This window comes from Pseudomonas sp. TKO26, from assembly GCF_003225665.1.
Lineage (GTDB): Bacteria > Pseudomonadota > Gammaproteobacteria > Pseudomonadales > Pseudomonadaceae > Aquipseudomonas > Aquipseudomonas saponiphila.
Genome location: NZ_QKLN01000039.1, coordinates 1 through 15365, shown reverse-complemented (window position 1 = coordinate 15365; position 15365 = coordinate 1). Strand labels below are relative to the sequence as shown.

General features: G+C 62.4%; 12 protein-coding genes. 7 read left to right on the top strand and 5 right to left on the bottom strand.

Annotated features, from left to right (window positions below):
• Positions 1-156 precede the first annotated feature (156 nt).
• Complete coding sequence (locus DNK59_RS28035) at positions 157-468, top strand: DUF962 domain-containing protein (protein WP_092320496.1); 312 nt, start codon at positions 157-159, stop codon at positions 466-468.
• A gap of 95 nt (positions 469-563) precedes the next feature.
• A complete protein-coding gene (locus DNK59_RS28030; protein ID WP_110725288.1) occupies positions 564-1154 on the top strand; it encodes an HD domain-containing protein in 591 nt (196 codons plus the stop codon).
• A 13-nt stretch (positions 1155-1167) separates the two neighbouring features.
• Here the strand turns inward: DNK59_RS28030 and DNK59_RS28025 are convergent, their stop codons facing one another.
• Positions 1168-1989, bottom strand: coding sequence for a UDP-2,3-diacylglucosamine diphosphatase (locus DNK59_RS28025; RefSeq protein ID WP_110725287.1), 822 nt, complete (start codon positions 1987-1989; stop codon positions 1168-1170).
• Between the two features lie 132 nt (positions 1990-2121).
• On the opposite strand from DNK59_RS28025, the gene DNK59_RS28020 reads away from it, so the two are divergent.
• Both DNK59_RS28020 and DNK59_RS28015 read left to right on the top strand, forming a co-directional pair.
• Complete coding sequence (locus tag DNK59_RS28020; RefSeq protein WP_092320494.1) at positions 2122-2931, top strand: AraC family transcriptional regulator; 810 nt, start codon at positions 2122-2124, stop codon at positions 2929-2931.
• 50 nt (positions 2932-2981) lie between these two features.
• Positions 2982-3875, top strand: coding sequence for a DMT family transporter (locus DNK59_RS28015; protein ID WP_110725286.1), 894 nt, complete (start codon positions 2982-2984; stop codon positions 3873-3875).
• On the opposite strand, the gene DNK59_RS28010 is transcribed toward DNK59_RS28015, so the two are convergent.
• Positions 3869-4156, bottom strand: a complete 288-nt coding sequence (locus DNK59_RS28010) for a SelT/SelW/SelH family protein (protein ID WP_110725285.1) — start codon at positions 4154-4156, stop codon at positions 3869-3871. The two genes, DNK59_RS28015 and DNK59_RS28010, sit on opposite strands and share 7 nt — an antisense overlap.
• A 71-nt stretch (positions 4157-4227) precedes the next feature.
• Between DNK59_RS28010 and DNK59_RS28005 the strand changes: the two genes are divergently transcribed.
• Entirely contained in the window at positions 4228-6417 is a 2190-nt protein-coding gene (locus DNK59_RS28005; protein ID WP_110725284.1) for a patatin-like phospholipase family protein, read from the top strand.
• 97 nt (positions 6418-6514) lie between these two features.
• On the opposite strand, the gene DNK59_RS28000 is transcribed toward DNK59_RS28005, so the two are convergent.
• Complete coding sequence (locus DNK59_RS28000) at positions 6515-6949, bottom strand: MarR family transcriptional regulator (RefSeq protein WP_016962630.1); 435 nt, start codon at positions 6947-6949, stop codon at positions 6515-6517.
• Positions 6950-7068: 119 nt separating this feature from the next.
• Positions 7069-9195 carry a DNA helicase RecQ gene (gene recQ, locus DNK59_RS27995; protein ID WP_110725283.1) on the bottom strand — a complete coding sequence of 709 codons (2127 nt, stop codon included), beginning with the start codon at positions 9193-9195 and terminating at the stop codon, positions 7069-7071.
• Positions 9196-9469: 274 nt separating this feature from the next.
• Here recQ and DNK59_RS27990 point away from each other — a divergent pair, with 274 nt between their 5' ends.
• Entirely contained in the window at positions 9470-10057 is a 588-nt protein-coding gene (locus tag DNK59_RS27990) for a YecA family protein (protein ID WP_016962628.1), read from the top strand.
• Positions 10058-10067: 10 nt separating this feature from the next.
• Positions 10068-10463 carry a YbaN family protein gene (locus DNK59_RS27985; RefSeq protein ID WP_110725282.1) on the top strand — a complete coding sequence of 132 codons (396 nt, stop codon included), beginning with the start codon at positions 10068-10070 and terminating at the stop codon, positions 10461-10463.
• A 52-nt stretch (positions 10464-10515) separates the two neighbouring features.
• Here DNK59_RS27985 and DNK59_RS27980 read toward each other — a convergent pair.
• Positions 10516-15365 (bottom strand): S-layer family protein (locus DNK59_RS27980; RefSeq protein ID WP_110725281.1); only part of this gene is annotated, 4850 nt, incomplete at its 5' end.

Below are 15365 nucleotides of genomic sequence, written 5' to 3'. Positions count from 1 at the left end.
GGCTTCTTACATGACAAGCCGCATGCTACGGCCGATTTCCCAAGGATACTAAAGTGGCGCCTATTGTCACTGGCCTGCGCAGCCAGGGATTCTAGACTCACATAAGCTCCCGCAGAACATCCGCCCGCACAACAACAAACAACCGAGATCGCGGCCATGGAAAACATCCGACAGTTCAGCAGCTTCGCCGAGTTCTACCCCTATTACCTGAGCGAGCACAGCGACAGCACCTGCCGTCGCCTGCACTTCATCGGTACCAGCCTGGTGATCTTCCTCCTGGCCTTGGCCATCGGCAGGGGTGCCTGGCTGCTGTTGCTGGCGCTGCCGCTGGCCGGCTACGGCTTTGCCTGGGTCGGGCATTTCTTCTTTGAAAAAAATCGTCCGGCCACCTTTCAGCACCCGCTGTACAGCCTGTTGGGGGACTTCGTCATGTACCGCGACATGATTCTCGGCAAAGTGCCGTTCTAGAGCCCACCGGCCATCCGTCCTCGCCACCGCGCGATCAATGCCACGGCCGGGCTCGGGCACAGGCCCGACTTCCCCTGACAACAAGAGGCCGAACGATGAAGGCTCACGCACGCTTCACCCACATGCGGGATGGCAGCCAAGAGGACTGGGCGATCATCGCTGCGGATTTCAGTGCCTATGCCAAGCAACTGCCCGCCCGTATCCTGGCCCACCTGCAGCTGCTGGAAGGCGACTTCGGCGGTTTCCCGGTGGACCGCCTGACCCATTCACTGCAGACCGCCAGCCGCGCCTGGCATGACGGGCGCGACGAGGAGTACGTAGTCTGCGCCCTGCTGCACGACATCGGCGACACCCTGGGTTCCTACAATCATGCGGATATCGCCGCCGCCATCCTCAAGCCCTTCGTCAGCCCGGAGAACCTGTGGATGGTGGAAAAGCACGCAATCTTCCAGGGCTACTACTTCTTCCACCATCTGGGCATGGACCGCCATCTGCGCGAGCAATTTTGCGAGCATCCGCTGTACCAGCGCACTGCCGAATTCTGCGCCAAGTACGATGCCGCGGCGTTCGACCCAACCTACGCCAGTCTGCCCCTGAGCTTCTTCGAACCCATGCTGCAACGGCTGTTCGCAAAGCCCCGGCAGTCGCTGTACCAGGCGGCCATGGAACAGTCCGACTCCGACTGAGGCCCGTTCCTGCTCAGGCCGGCTCCGCCACTTTCGTGAGTTCGGCCTTGAGCTGGGCTTCCCGGGCCTGGGCGTCGGCCAGGCGATAGAGTTCGATGCTGCCGTCCCAATGCTCGATCAACGCGGTGCAGGACTCGACCCAATCACCGCAATTGAGATAGTCCACCTCACCGACCTTGCGGATCTCGGCATGGTGAATGTGGCCACAGACCACCCCGTGCAGCTCGCGCTTGACGCACTCGTGGGCAATGGCCTCCTCGAAGTCACTGATAAAGCTCACCGCGGTCTTGACCTTGTGCTTGAGGTAGGCCGACAGCGACCAGTAGCCGTAGCCATAACGCGCCCGCCAGTGATTGAGCCAGCGGTTGAGGGTCAGGGTGAACTCGTAGGCCGAGTCGCCGAGAAAGGCCAGCCAACGGTGATAGCGGGTGATGACGTCGAACTGGTCACCGTGAATCACCAGCAGATGACGCCCATCCGCCGTGACATGCACCGCTTCGTCCACCAACTGGATATTGCCCAGGATCAGCTTGGAGTAACGGCGCAGAAATTCGTCATGATTGCCGGTGACATAGATCACCTCGGTGCCGCGCTTGCTCATGGTCAGCAAGCGGCGGATCACATTGGTATGGGCCTGGGGCCAGTACATGCCGCCGCGCAGCTTCCAGCCGTCGATAATGTCCCCCACCAGGTAGATGCGATCAGCCTGGTAGCCCTTGAGAAACTGCGCCAGATGCTCCGCCTGGCAATCCCGGGTCCCCAGGTGTACGTCGGAAATCCATAAGGTCCGTACCCGTTGCTTGCGACTGGGCTTGGCGAGTTCGACATGGGTCATGGACGCTCTCCGGGATTTTTTGCGAGCTTGCGCCCCAGCGATTAATAGCCCATGACAAAAATGCGGCAATGCGATGACAGCCCGAACCGCCCGACTGGCGGTGTAGACTGCGCCTCTGCCAAGGAGACCGTGATGGGATCTATCCTCACCCTGCGCCATTACACTCACGACCTGATCGCCCATAGCCACGAGCATGCGCAACTGGTGTTCGGCCTGCGTGGCCAGCTCGATTTCGAAGTCGAAGGCCGGGGCAGTCAGGTGCAGCAACAGAGCTTCGTGGTGGTGCCGGCCGGCGCCCGGCATGTGTGCGGCAGCCCCAGTGGAAGCCATTGCCTGGTGCTGGACATCCCCGATGAACACTGGGTGCAACAATCATTGGGCGAACACGCCGAGGCCAGCCGGCGTTTGCTCGATGTGCCCCGACATCGGCTCCTCGGGCCGAGCCAGAGCCGCCTGGTCAACTGGCTGGCGGACAGCCCGGTGGACGATCCCCTGATTGCCCAGCAAGGCGCAGTCCTGCTGCTGGCCAGCCTCAACCACTCGACGCCGCTTCATCCTGGCGAGCGACGGCTGCCCTACGCCGCCATGAAGGCCCACATAGAACGCCACGCCGCCCATCCGCTACAGGTGGCCGATCTGGCACGAATTGCCGGTCTTTCCAGCGCCCACTTGCACGCACGGTTCATCGCCGAGTGTGGCGAAACGCCCATGGAATACGTGCGGCGACGGCGCCTGCACATGGCCCTGGAACTGCTGCGTGGTTCGGCCCTGCCGGTCGGCGAGATCGCCAGCCGGGTGGGCTACAGCTCACAGAGCGCCTTCGCTGCCGCCATGTTGCGCGAGTTCGGTCATTCCCCCCGACGGCTCAGGCAGGGAGCCCAGGCTAATCCCTCGACAAAAAAACCCAGGATCGCGACAGACGCTGGCACCGACCCTACTTAAACTGAGCCGCAGCCCTTCAGGCCGTCACCGTCTTTTGTTTGAGGATCAAGATGACTCCACGTACCGCCCTTGGCGCCTTGCATATCGGCGCCCTGATGTTCGGCCTGACCGGCGTGTTCGGCAAACTGGCCGTCGCCTCGCCTGCGGTTATCGTGTTCGGTCGTGCGGCCTTTGCCGTGCTGGCCCTGGCTGGCTTCGCGCGCCTGGCCAGCGCCACGCCCTGGCAGACACTGGCAGCCACCGATTGGCGGCGCCTGCTGCTCAGTGGCCTGTTACTGGCCGGACACTGGGTCAGCTTCTTCGTCGCGGTGAAGGTCGCCGGGGTGGCCATCGCGACCCTGGGCTTTGCCAGCTTCCCGGCCTTCACGGTGATTCTGGAGGGGCTGATCTTCCGCGAGCGGATCCGCTTCAACGAGATACTGCTGGTGAGCCTGGTGAGCATCGGCCTGGTACTGGTCACACCGGACTTCGACCTCGCCAGCCAGGCCACCACCGGCCTGCTCTGGGCCGTGGGTTCGGGCCTGCTGTTTGCCCTGCTGTCCTTGAACAACCGCGCCAGTTCCGGACGCATTCCCGCGGTGCAGGCGGCCCTCTGCCAGAACATGGTGGTCGCCCTGTGCCTGCTGCCGGTGGCGGCCCCCGAGCTTGGCCAGGTGCGGGCCATGGATTGGCTGTGGATCAGTCTGCTGGGGATTTTCTGCACCGGTCTGGCCCACAGCCTGTTTGTCGCCAGCCTGGCGGTGATCAAGGCTCGCACGGCGGCGGTGGTCTTCGCCCTGGAACCGGTCTATGGGATTACCGTGGCCTGGCTGCTGTTCGGCGAGAATCCGACGCTGCGCATGTTGATGGGGGGCGCCTTGATCATCGTCGCGATCGTGGTGTCGAGCCGACTCTCGGCCGCCTCAAACAAGCAGGCCACAACGGCGCCGGCCGGCTCTCACTGAACCCGGTCGTTGTGTCCCAGGTCACGCTCGGGGTCGATGCAGTCGCGAACCCTTTGCTTGAGCACCTTGGCTTCGGGAAAGCCGCCGTCGGCCTTGCGCTCCCAGATCTGCACGCCATCGCAGCTGATATGAAAGGTTCCACCGGTAGCGGGCACCAGGGACACCTTGCCCAAGTCGTCACTGAAGGTGCTCAGCAGCTCCTGTGCCAGCCAGGCCGCCCGCAGCAGCCACTGGCACTGGGTGCAATAGGTGATGATCACTTCGGGTTTACGTTCAGTCATGGTCCGGCGGACTCCTGGGTTCAAGGGCGTCGCTATAATAGCCGGCTTCATCGCCCGTCCCGAGATCCACGATGCGCCGCCTGCTGTCCTGCCTGTTGCTCTGCCTGCTGCCCCTGATCGCTCAATCCAGTGAAGCGCCGCGCCCGAAAATCGGCCTGGTGCTTTCGGGGGGCGCGGCCCGCGGCCTGGCCCATGTCGGCGTGCTCAAGGCCCTGGAAGAGCAAGGCATCCGCATCGATGCGATCGCCGGCACCAGCATGGGCGCAGTGATCGGAGGGCTCTATGCCTCGGGCTACAAGATCGACGAGCTGGAGAAACTGGCCCTGAACATTGACTGGAAACAGGCCCTGTCCGATGCCCCGCCCCGGGAGGACGTGCCCTTTCGGCGCAAGCAGGACGATCGGGACTTTCTGGTCAAGCAGAAACTCAGCTTCCGTGACGACGGCAGTCTCGGCCTGCCCCTGGGGGTGATCCAGGGCCAGAACCTGGCGTTGTTGCTGGAAAGCAAACTGGCCCACGCCAGTGACACCCGGGACTTCGACAAGCTGCCAATCCCCTTCAGGGCCGTGGCCACGGACATCGCCAGCGGCGAAAAGGTGGTGTTCCGCAAAGGCCACCTGCCCCAGGTAATCCGCGCCAGCATGTCGATTCCGGCGGTATTCGCCCCGGTGGAACTGGATGGGCGGCTATTGGTGGACGGCGGCATGACCGACAACATTCCCCTGGATGTGGCCCGGGACATGGGAGTCGACATTGCCATTGTGGTAGACATCGGCACCCCGCTGCGCTCGCGCAAGCAACTCAATACCGTGGTGGATGTGCTCAACCAGTCCATCACCCTGATGACCCGCCGCAACTCGGAAGAACAATTGGCGACTCTGCACAAGGACGACGTGCTGATCCAACCTTCGCTGTCGAGCTTCGGCGTCACCGACTTCGGCCGCGCCCAGGAAGTGATCGACGCCGGTTATCGCGCTACCCGCATCCTCGACGCGCGCCTGGCTCGCCTGCACCCCGCCGAGCCGCAGGACGCGCAGTTGACGGCCGCGCGCCAGCCCAGCCAGCGCACGCCCATCATCAGCGCGATCAAGGTGGAGAACGACTCCAAGGTCAGCGATGAGGTCATTCGCTACTACATCCGCCAGCGGATCGGCGAGCCCCTGGACCTGGGCCGCCTGGAAACCGACATGGGCACCTTGTACGGCCTGGATTTCTTCGAGCAGGTGCAGTATCGCGTAACCCACAAGGGCCAGGACAACACCCTGGTGATCAGTGCCCGCGGCAAGCGCAGCGGCACCGACTACCTGCGCCTGGGCCTGAACCTGTCCGATGACATGCGTGGCGACAGCGCCTTCAATATCGGCGCCAGCTATCGCATGAACGGAATCAACAGCCTCGGTGCGGAGTGGCTGACCCGTGTGCAGGTCGGCGACCAGCAGGAAATCTACAGCGAGTTCTACCAGCCACTGGACGCCGGCTCGCGCTACTTCATTGCCCCCTTCATCGCCGCCGAAGCACAGAACGTCGAAGCGGTGCTGGACAACGATCCGATCGCCGAGTATCGCGTGGAACGCTACGGCCTCGGCCTCAACCTGGGACGACAGATCGGCAACAGCGGCGAAGTCCGCTTCGGTGTCGGCGAAGCCTGGGGCAAGGCCGATGTACGCATCGGCGATCACGACTTGCCCAGCGTGCACTTCAACGAAGGCTACTACCAGCTGCAGTACTCCTTCGATTCGCTGGATAACGTCTACTTCCCGCACTCCGGTGAGGACATCGGACTGACCCTGCGCCAGTTCGAACCCAGCTTGGGCTCGGACAATCGCTACCGCCAGTGGGAATTCAAGCTGGACAAGGCCTTGAGCAGCGGCCCCAACACCTTCGTCCTCGGCGGACGCTACGGCCGGACCCTGGACAACACCGACGTGGTGACTTCGAGCTTCCTCCTCGGTGGCGCCCGGCAGTTGTCGGGCTTCCGCCAGGACGCGTTGTCCGGGCAGAACATCACCCTGGCCCGGGCCGTGTACTTGCGTCGACTGACGCCACGCTCCTACCTGCCGCTGGATTTCCCGTTGTACCTGGGAGGTTCGCTGGAGCGTGGTCGGGCGTGGAACAACGACAACGCCTTTGACAGCGGCTATATCAATGCCGCAAGCATCTTCCTCGGGTTCGATACACCGCTGGGGCCATTGAATTTCAGCTACGGCTTCAACGACGACAACCAGAAGGCCCTGTCGCTGAACCTCGGCCAGACTTTCTGACAGACGCGCAAGTGCCGCACCGGGTGGCGCAATCAGCAATATTCAGGGAGAGGCGAATACAGGACGAACCGGGGTCAGGCAACCCCGGCGGAAGGTGTCAGGATTTTTCCAGATTGGCCAGGATGCGCCCATGAACGCGCATGCAGACCCGCAGGTCTTCATCGTCGACGCCAATGAACAATTCATGGCGCAAGGCGGTAGCAATGGTTTCGATCTGTTCGATCAGAGGCCGGGCAGAAGGACAGAGCACGATCTTCTTCGCCCGACGATCTTCCATTACCGCCTGACGCTGGACCAGACCCTGGGTTTCCAGGCTGTCCAGCAGACGGGCCAGGGTTGGACCTTCCACGCCGACACTTTGTGCCAGCTCACGCTGGGTTGGCGCGTCTTCGAAACGAGCCAGGTGCAACAGCACCAGCCAACGGGCCTGGGACAGGCCGAGCCCGGCCAGGCGGCGATCCAGTTCGGCACGCCAGCCGCGAGACATATGCGCCAGCTGCATACCAAAACGGTGTTCATCGGTTAACGGCATAAAACACTCATGATCAGACTGAAAATAAAGAAAACCTAATTATTAGTCAGCTAAGCATGCCCCTTGCACGGAGGCAAGGCCTGTAAGGGACTGAATCGTTACAACATTGACGCACCCCCTCATATTTCAAACTCCGACTGCAAGGCCGCGCGCACGCAATACAAAACCCCTTCAGGCACGCGTCCGGCAAACAACTCGCTGATCTCGGCCACCGGGGGCAATTCGCCCTCACCGTCGAGGAAGGCATCCTGGATTTCTCCCAGCAGGTCCTCCGGCAGGTCCAGAGCCTGTTCCAGAGACAACTGCTGCTTGCCTATGGCTTCGGCCAGCAAGGTGTAGACATTCTTTTCCGTGCATTGCAGCTGCCCGGCGATCTGCACCGGGGTCATCCCGGCACGGGCCAGGGTGATCAACTCGTGACGGATATCGGCGACCACCTTCGGCGCCTCGACACCGCCCCCCAGCACTTCGAGGAAGGCCGCGCCATAACGCTCCAGCTTGCGCGCACCGACGCCGCTGACTTCGGCCATCTCCGCCATGGAGCCGGGCTGGCTGCGCAGCATCTCCAACAAGGTCGAGTCGGGGAAAATCACATAAGGCGGCACCCCATGCTCTTCCGCCAGCTTGCGACGCAGGGCTCGCAGCGCTTCCCACTGCTCGCGTTCCTCGCCCCGTACCAGCTGGCTGGCCTGACTGGTGCTGCTTTTCGGGCTGCTCTGCGGCTTGAGATCGCGGCGCAGCTCCAGGGTCACCTCGCCCTTGAGCAAGGGACGACAACTGTCGCTCAGACGCAGGCCGCCGTAGCCTTCCAGGTCAATATCCGCCAGCCCGCGCGCCACCAACTGGCGAAACAGGGAGCGCCACTCGCCTTCGCTGCGAGCCTTGCCGACACCAAACACCGACAAGTGCTGATGACCGAAGCTGCGCACCTTTTCCGTGTCCTTGCCCAGCAGCACATCCACCAGGTGACCGACGCCATAGCGCTGGCCGGTGCGGTAGATCGTCGACAGTGCCTGGCGCGCCGGCTCGGTGGCGTCCCAGGTCTGCACCCCGTCGACACAGTTGTCGCAATGGCCACAAGGCTGGGGCATGTCTTCATCGAAATAGGCCAGCAATGTCTGGCGCCGGCAGCGGGTTTCCTCGCACAGGGCCAGCATCGCATCGAGCTTGTGCTGCTCGAGACGCTTGTGGCGCTCGTCGCCTTCGGAGTTCTGCAGCATCTGCTTGAGCATCAGCACGTCCTGCAGCCCGTAGGCCATCCAGGCATCCGCCGGCAGGCCGTCACGGCCGGCGCGACCGGTTTCCTGATAGTAGGCTTCCAGGGACTTGGGCAAATCCATATGAGCGACAAAACGCACGTTGGGCTTGTCGATGCCCATGCCGAAGGCGATGGTGGCCACCATGATCAGGCCCTCCTCGTTGAGGAAGCGCTTCTGGTGATAGGCCCGCAGCTCGTTGGGCAGGCCGGCGTGATACGGCAGCGCGGTAAAGCCCTGCTCACAGAGGAAGGCCGCCACCTCGTCGACCTTCTTGCGCGACAGGCAATAGACGATCCCGGCATCGCTGCGCCGCTCGTTGAGGAACGCCTGCAACTGCTTGCGCGGCTGCTCCTTGGGTACGATGCGGTAGAAGATGTTCGGCCGGTCGAAGCTGGAGAGAAAGCGCTCGGCGTCCTGCAGGTGCAGGCGATTGACGATCTCTTCCCGGGTGCGCTTGTCGGCGGTGGCGGTCAGGGCAATGCGCGGCACATTGGGGAACATTTCCGCCAGTTGCCCCAACTGCAGGTACTCGGGACGGAAATCGTGGCCCCACTGGGACACGCAGTGGGCTTCGTCGATGGCGAACAGGGCGATGTCGAGGTTCTGCAGGAACGCCAGCATGCGCGGCTGAACCAGGCGTTCCGGGGCCAGGTAGAGCATCTTCACCTCGCCGCGACGAATGCGCGCCGCCAGGTCACGCTGCTGCTCGGCGCTCAGGGTCGAGTTCAAGGCGGCAGCCGCGACACCGAGTTCCTCAAGGGTCGCTACCTGATCGTCCATCAGCGCGATCAGGGGCGATACCACCACCGCCAATCCTTCGCGAAGCAGGGCCGGGACCTGGAAGCACAGGGACTTGCCACCACCGGTGGGCATCAGCACCAAGGCATCGCCGCCACTGGCCACGCGCTCAATGATCGCACCTTGGCGACCACGGAAACTGTCGTAGCCGAAGATGTCCTTGAGGACGCGTTGAGCCTGTTCGAGCATGAAAAACTCCAAAAATCACCGAATTCCCTGGGCGCAGACTGGCCGAAAAACCGGCACGCTTCACCGACAAATGCGTTAGCGGACTTGTCCGCAACTGCGTTCGGGCCTGCGGGGCATCACAAAACGCGGCAGTATACCCGAGCCCTACCCGACAGAGGGCGCGGACAAAGGACCGCTGGTAACCTTTAGAACCGCTCAAATCTGCCCCACAGCTGGCTTGAGCGCGCAAGAAAGCCTAGAATTCAGCATCGTTTATTCCCCAAGGTAGCCGTCAATGTCCTTCGCTGAGCAACTAACCCGCCTGCAAGTCTTCCTCGATGCAGATGATCTGCACGACGAGGCGCTGGACTACGTGGCCGCTCACGGCTACCTGACCGCGCTGTCGATCTGTTCGGAAAGCGTTCCCGACCGTGAGTGGATCGACGCCCTGTTCGCCGAAGAACCGCACTACCGCGACGACGCCGAACGCGAAGCCATCGAATCCACGCTGCTGGCCCTCAAGGCGCACATCGCCCGCCAACTGGCCTCCGACGAGGAGTTCGAGCTGCCCTGCGAACTCGACCTGGGCGACGACCCGGACGACTCCGACCTGCGCGGCTGGTGCATCGGTTTCATGGAGGGCGTATTCCTGCGTGAAGCGGCCTGGTTCGAAACCGCAGAGGAAGAAGTCAGCGAGATGCTGCTGCCGATCATGGTCGGCTCCGGCCTGTTCGACGAGCAGCCGGAATTCTCGGACATCGCCACCGATGCCAACCTGATGGACGACATGATCGTACAGATCCCCGAAGCCCTGACGGCGTTGTACCTGCTGTGCAACGCCCCCGACGAAAAACCCGCGCTGCTCAAGCCTCGTCACCACTGAGTCGGCGCCTATGGCCAAGTCCATAGGCCAACGCCCCCGGGTATTGCGTTACGTTCTGCTGGCCATCGGCTGGCTGAGCGTAGCGCTGGGGGTCATCGGCATCTTCCTTCCGGTATTGCCCACCACCCCTTTCCTGCTGCTGGCGGCCGCCTCTTTCGCCCGTAGCTCGCCACGTTTCTACCAATGGCTGGTGCAGCACCCGCACCTGGGGCCATGGATCCGCGACTACCTGGATGGCAATGGCATTCCGCTCAAGGGCAAGGTGTACGCGATCAGCCTGATGTGGCTGAGCATCGGCTTTTCCTGCTACCTGGTGCCGTCAATCTGGGCGCGCAGCTTCATGCTGACCAGCGCGGTGCTGGTCAGCACTTACATCCTGCGGCAGAAAACCTTGCAGCGCCCCTGAGCCGTCCCTGCAGCCGCTGCCGGGGCAGCGGCCTCAAGGACCGTGACAAGCATCAGACGGTATCCACCTTCAGCGAGTGATCGTTGAGCATGCCGTTGATGATGGTGGCCGTATCTGCCCCCCCGGCAATCACCCCGCCTGCCCCCGGCGTAACTCCGTAATGGCTGGCCAGGTCGACACCCGCCAGATCAATGGTCTGGGTCGGTGTCGCCCCCGCCGCCGCACTGACATCGATGCTGGTGACCAGGGTCGCGCCACTGCCAGTGACCTTGAAGTGCAGGTAGTCATCCAGGGAAGCGGAAGTCGCATTCTCCCCCTGCAACAGCTGCGACAGGTCCAGTTTGTCGGTGCCCGGCGTGAAGTCGGTCACCACATCGTGCCCATTGTTGCCCTGCAGCCACTGAAAGGTATCGCTGCCACTGCCTCCAGTCAGGGTGTTGTTACCCATCCCGCCAATCAGCAGGTCATCGCCACCACCGCCATTGAGCACATCATTGCCCAGGCCGCCGGTAATGACGTTGGCATTGCCATCGCCGGTCAAGGTGTCGTTGTAGTTCGAACCCACCAGGTTCTCGATGCCGGTCAGGGTGTCGGTGCCCGCGCCCAGGGTGTTCTGCGCTCCCACCAGGCCGAGGTTGACCGTCACCGCCGCCGTGGCATGGGCATAACTGGCGGTATCGATACCCGCTCCGCCATCCAGCAGGTCATTGCCCGGCCCGCTGAACAGCAGGTCATTGCCGTTGCCACCGTACAGGGAGTTGTTGCCCGCACCCGCTGTCAGGACGTCGTTGCCATCGCCGCCAATGAGGATGCTGTCACCACTGCCCGCCACCAGCACATCATCACCGGACGTCCCGGTCAGGGTGTGTCCATCCTGATAGGAGATGCTCACTGCCGCGACATCGCTGCCACCATGGCTATCGCTGGCCGTGTAAGTACCGTGGTAATCCGGGGTGACGTTCTGCGCCCCGGAGTAATTCACGGTCATGGTCAGCTGATAGGATTCCGCGGCCGTCGTGTTGCTACCGCTGGTGTTGGTGATGTTGACGATATGGATCTGGTAGGGCCCGTCTGCCGCCGCCGTGAAGGTACCGCCATCGGCGATCGCCGTGTAGGCACCGCCGTTGAAGGCGTACTCCATGGTGATGTGGCCGGCAACCAGATTGTGATCCAGATTCAGGGTTTCCCCCTGCTTGAGGTTGACGGTGATTACATCCTCATCGTTGGCATTGGCGTTGGTGACAGCCCCCAGGTAACCACTGACCAGCACCACCGCGGTCATGGTCGCCGCATTGGCATTGAACGAGGCGCGATCAATGGTGATGGCCTGATTGGCGCTATTGTTGCCCGTGCCGGCAAAACTGATGGTCTGTTGGCTGGCCGCCGTGAACTCCGCGCCCCTGGCCGCCCAACCAGTGTTGAACGTGGTGGGCGCCGCATTCAGCGGATCACCATTGGCGTCGCTGTCATTGGCCAGCAGCACATCCCCGGGAATCGCCACGCTGCTGGACAGCACGTTGGTGATGACGTGGTCATCCCCGGCGACCGGAGGCGAATTGGGATTGACCTTGACCACCAGGGTCGAGCTCGCCAGGTCTCCATCGTTATCGCTCACCGTATAGCCGAAGGTTTCGGTGACTACCGAGCCTGTGACCTTTTGCGAGCTGTAGCTGAAGTCCCCGGTATCGAGATTCACCACCAGGGTGCCGCCATTGCTGGTAGCGATGCTGACGCTGTTGTTGACGGTATTGAAGGTGCCGTTGTTGGTGGTACCGCTGAAGGTCAGCGAGCCCTGGTTGCTGTTGCCTTTGGGGTCGTAGGTGTAGGTTCCGCCATCCACCACGATCGACTTGATGAACCCGCCGTCGGCACCAAAGCTGCCACCATCCCCCAGCAGGCTACCGGTGACCGGATAGCCCTGCACCGTACCGGCCAGCACCGAATTGAGCTGGTTCAGATCGGTGACCACCACCGCGTTGGTGTTGATGTGGGTACTGCCGTCATAAGCCAGCGGGTCGAGGTTGGTGTTACTGACCCCATTGCCCAGGCCAATTGCATAGTTCTTGATGCCATTGGCGTCGAGGAAGGCTTTCCAGGCTGCCTCGTCCGCGGTGCCGATTTCCTGACCCGCAGTGGGCGCGCCATCGGAGAAGAAGTAACCGACATTCTGCGCACCCGTGAGCTGACCGCTGGTGACAAAGGCCAGCTTCGCCGCCGCCACCGCCGCGTCGTAGTTGGTCCCGCCCCCAGCCACCAGCGTGGCGACAATCGACTTGGCCGTGGCCACGTCTACCCACACCGGAGTCCGGTCGGTGGCAGTGCTGCTGAAAGTGACAAGCTGGACTTTGACATCGCCCATGTTGTCGTACTTGTCGAGCAAGGCGCTGATGGCCTGCTTGGCCAGGTCCAGCCGCGTCAGCCCAGTGACACCGGAAGGATCGGCCATGCTGCCCGACACATCGATCACCAGCAGCAGGTTGGAATCCACCTGCACCGCCGTGACGGAGCGCTCGCTGGCCACCGCCTTGGGCACATCATCGACAATGCTCACCAGGATGCTGCCTGTGGTGCTGTTGCCCAGCGCATCGGTGGCCTTGTAGGTGAAACTTTCACTCAGGGTATTGGCGCCATCGTTGGCGCTGGGGGTAGTTTTCGGCGCCGAGGTCAGGGTGTAGGTATAGGTGCCATTGGGGTTGAGCAGAATCTGCCCGTAACTGCCTGTGGCGCTGCCCACCAGGCTGAAAGTGATGCCTCCGGAGCCGCCACTGACCGATCCCACCAGGGTGCCGCTGGCGGTTTCCGCGGTGGAGCCCGGATTACTGCCGATCACGGTGCCAGCGGCCAGATCCTGGCCATCCTTGTTCAGGTCCAGGGCTTTCTCATAGACAGTAACGTCTTGATCGGTCACCGCCTTCAGGCCGCTGTCAGTGACATTGATGGTCAGGGTGGTGGTGCTCTCATCACCATCGCTGTCGCGGATGGTGTAGGTGAAGACATCACTGGCTCCGGGCGGGCTCACCGAGTTCGGATTGCTGTGGTACACCGCGTTGCCGGCGGCATCCAGGGTCAGGGTACCGTAGGTGCCAGCGATGCCAGTGCCCAGCCCACCAATGGCCGAGGTGGCGGTATTGCTGCCGGCGCGCACACCGACCACCGCGCCGCCGACTGCAGCGCCATCGGCACCCAACACATCATTGCCCAGCACACTGACATTGATGGTGGCGCCTTCCACTGCGCTGGCAGTGTCCGCCACAGCGCCGGGCAGATCATCGACGATATTGACGTCTATCACCCCGGAAGCCGCACTGCCGTCGCCATCGGTGGCCACCACATTGAAGTGTTCGGCAATGCTGTTGGCACCCTGCGCCGTTGGATGGGCCTCATTGTCCAGCAGGGTGTAGCTATAGCTGACCACGCCGGTAACGGCGTTATAGCCGGTGATGGTCAGTGTGTTGCCCAAAGCAGTGGTAGCGCTTTGTGGGAAGCCCGCAGCCACACCACCGCTGACCACATTGATACCGCCCACGCTCAGGGTTTGCAGGCCGTCCAGCGCGGTCACGGTAAAAGTGCCGCTCTGGGTCAGGGCTGGGGTATTGGGACTGCTGCCATCGCTGAGGTTCTTCTCATAGACCGTCAGCTCGCCACCGTTGACGTTAAGGCCGTTAAGGATCACCGGATCGTCATTGTTATGGATCTGCAGCACCAGATTCGCCGTGCTGGGATCTCCATCGGAATCGGTAATGGTGTAGGCGAAGGTTTCAGTGCCGTTGCCATTGCCGTGCAAGGCTTTGAAGTCGGCATCCGAAGTGTTCAGCGTGTAGGTGTAGGAACCGTTGGAGCTAAGCACCAAGGTTCCGTAAGTGCCAGTGAACGTGCCCGCCGTAACTGGGCCCGAAGCTACCCGGTCGGCACCTTGAGTGTCGTTGGTCAGCACGTTGCCGGTCAGGGTCAGCTGACTCTCCGAGGCCGTGCCCGGGTTGCTGTCGTTGACTGCGGTGGGTAGGTCATCCACCACGTTCACGTCCAGGGTTCCGGTGGCACTGCTGCCATCGGTATCCGTCGCCACCACATTGAAGTGTTCGCTAAGGCTATTGGCGCCGTTGGCCGTCGGATGGGCATCGTTGCCATTGAGGGTGTAGCTGTAACTGACAACGCCGGTACCGGCGTTGTAGCCAGTGATGGTCAGGGTGTTACCCAGGGCGGTGGTGACGCTTTGCGGGAAGCCCGCAGCCACACCGCCGCTGACCACATTGATACCGCCCACGCTCAGGGTTTGCAGGCCGTCCAGCGCGGTCACGGTAAAAGTGCCGCTCTGGGTCAGGGCCGGGGTATTAGGGCTGCTGCCGGTGGTCAGGTTCTTCTCGTAGACGGTGAGTTCGCCACCATTGACGTCCAGGCCGTTAAGGACCACCGGATCGTCATTGTTATGGATCTGCAGCACCAGATTCGCCGTGCTGGGATCTCCATCGGAATCGGTAATCGTATAGGCGAAGGTTTCAGTGCCGTTGCCATTGCCGTGCAAGGCTTTGAAGTCGGCATCCGAGGTGTTCAGCGTGTAGGTGTAGGAACCGTTGGCATTGAGTACCAGAGTGCCGTAGGTACCGGTGAACGTGCCCGCCGTGACTGGCCCACTAGGCACGCGGTCTGCACCTTGAGTGTCGTTGGTCAGCACGTTGCCGGTCAGGGTCAGTTGGCTCTCCGAGGCCGTGCCCGGGTTGCTGTCGTTGACTGCGGTGGGTAGGTCATCCACCACGTTCACATCCAGCGACCCCGTAGCGCTGCTGCCATCGGTATCGGTAGCCACCACGCTGAAGTGTTCGCTCAGGCTGTTGGCGCCGTTGGCCGTCGGATGGGCATCGTTACCGTTGAGGGTGTAGCTGTAACTGACAACGCCGGTACCGG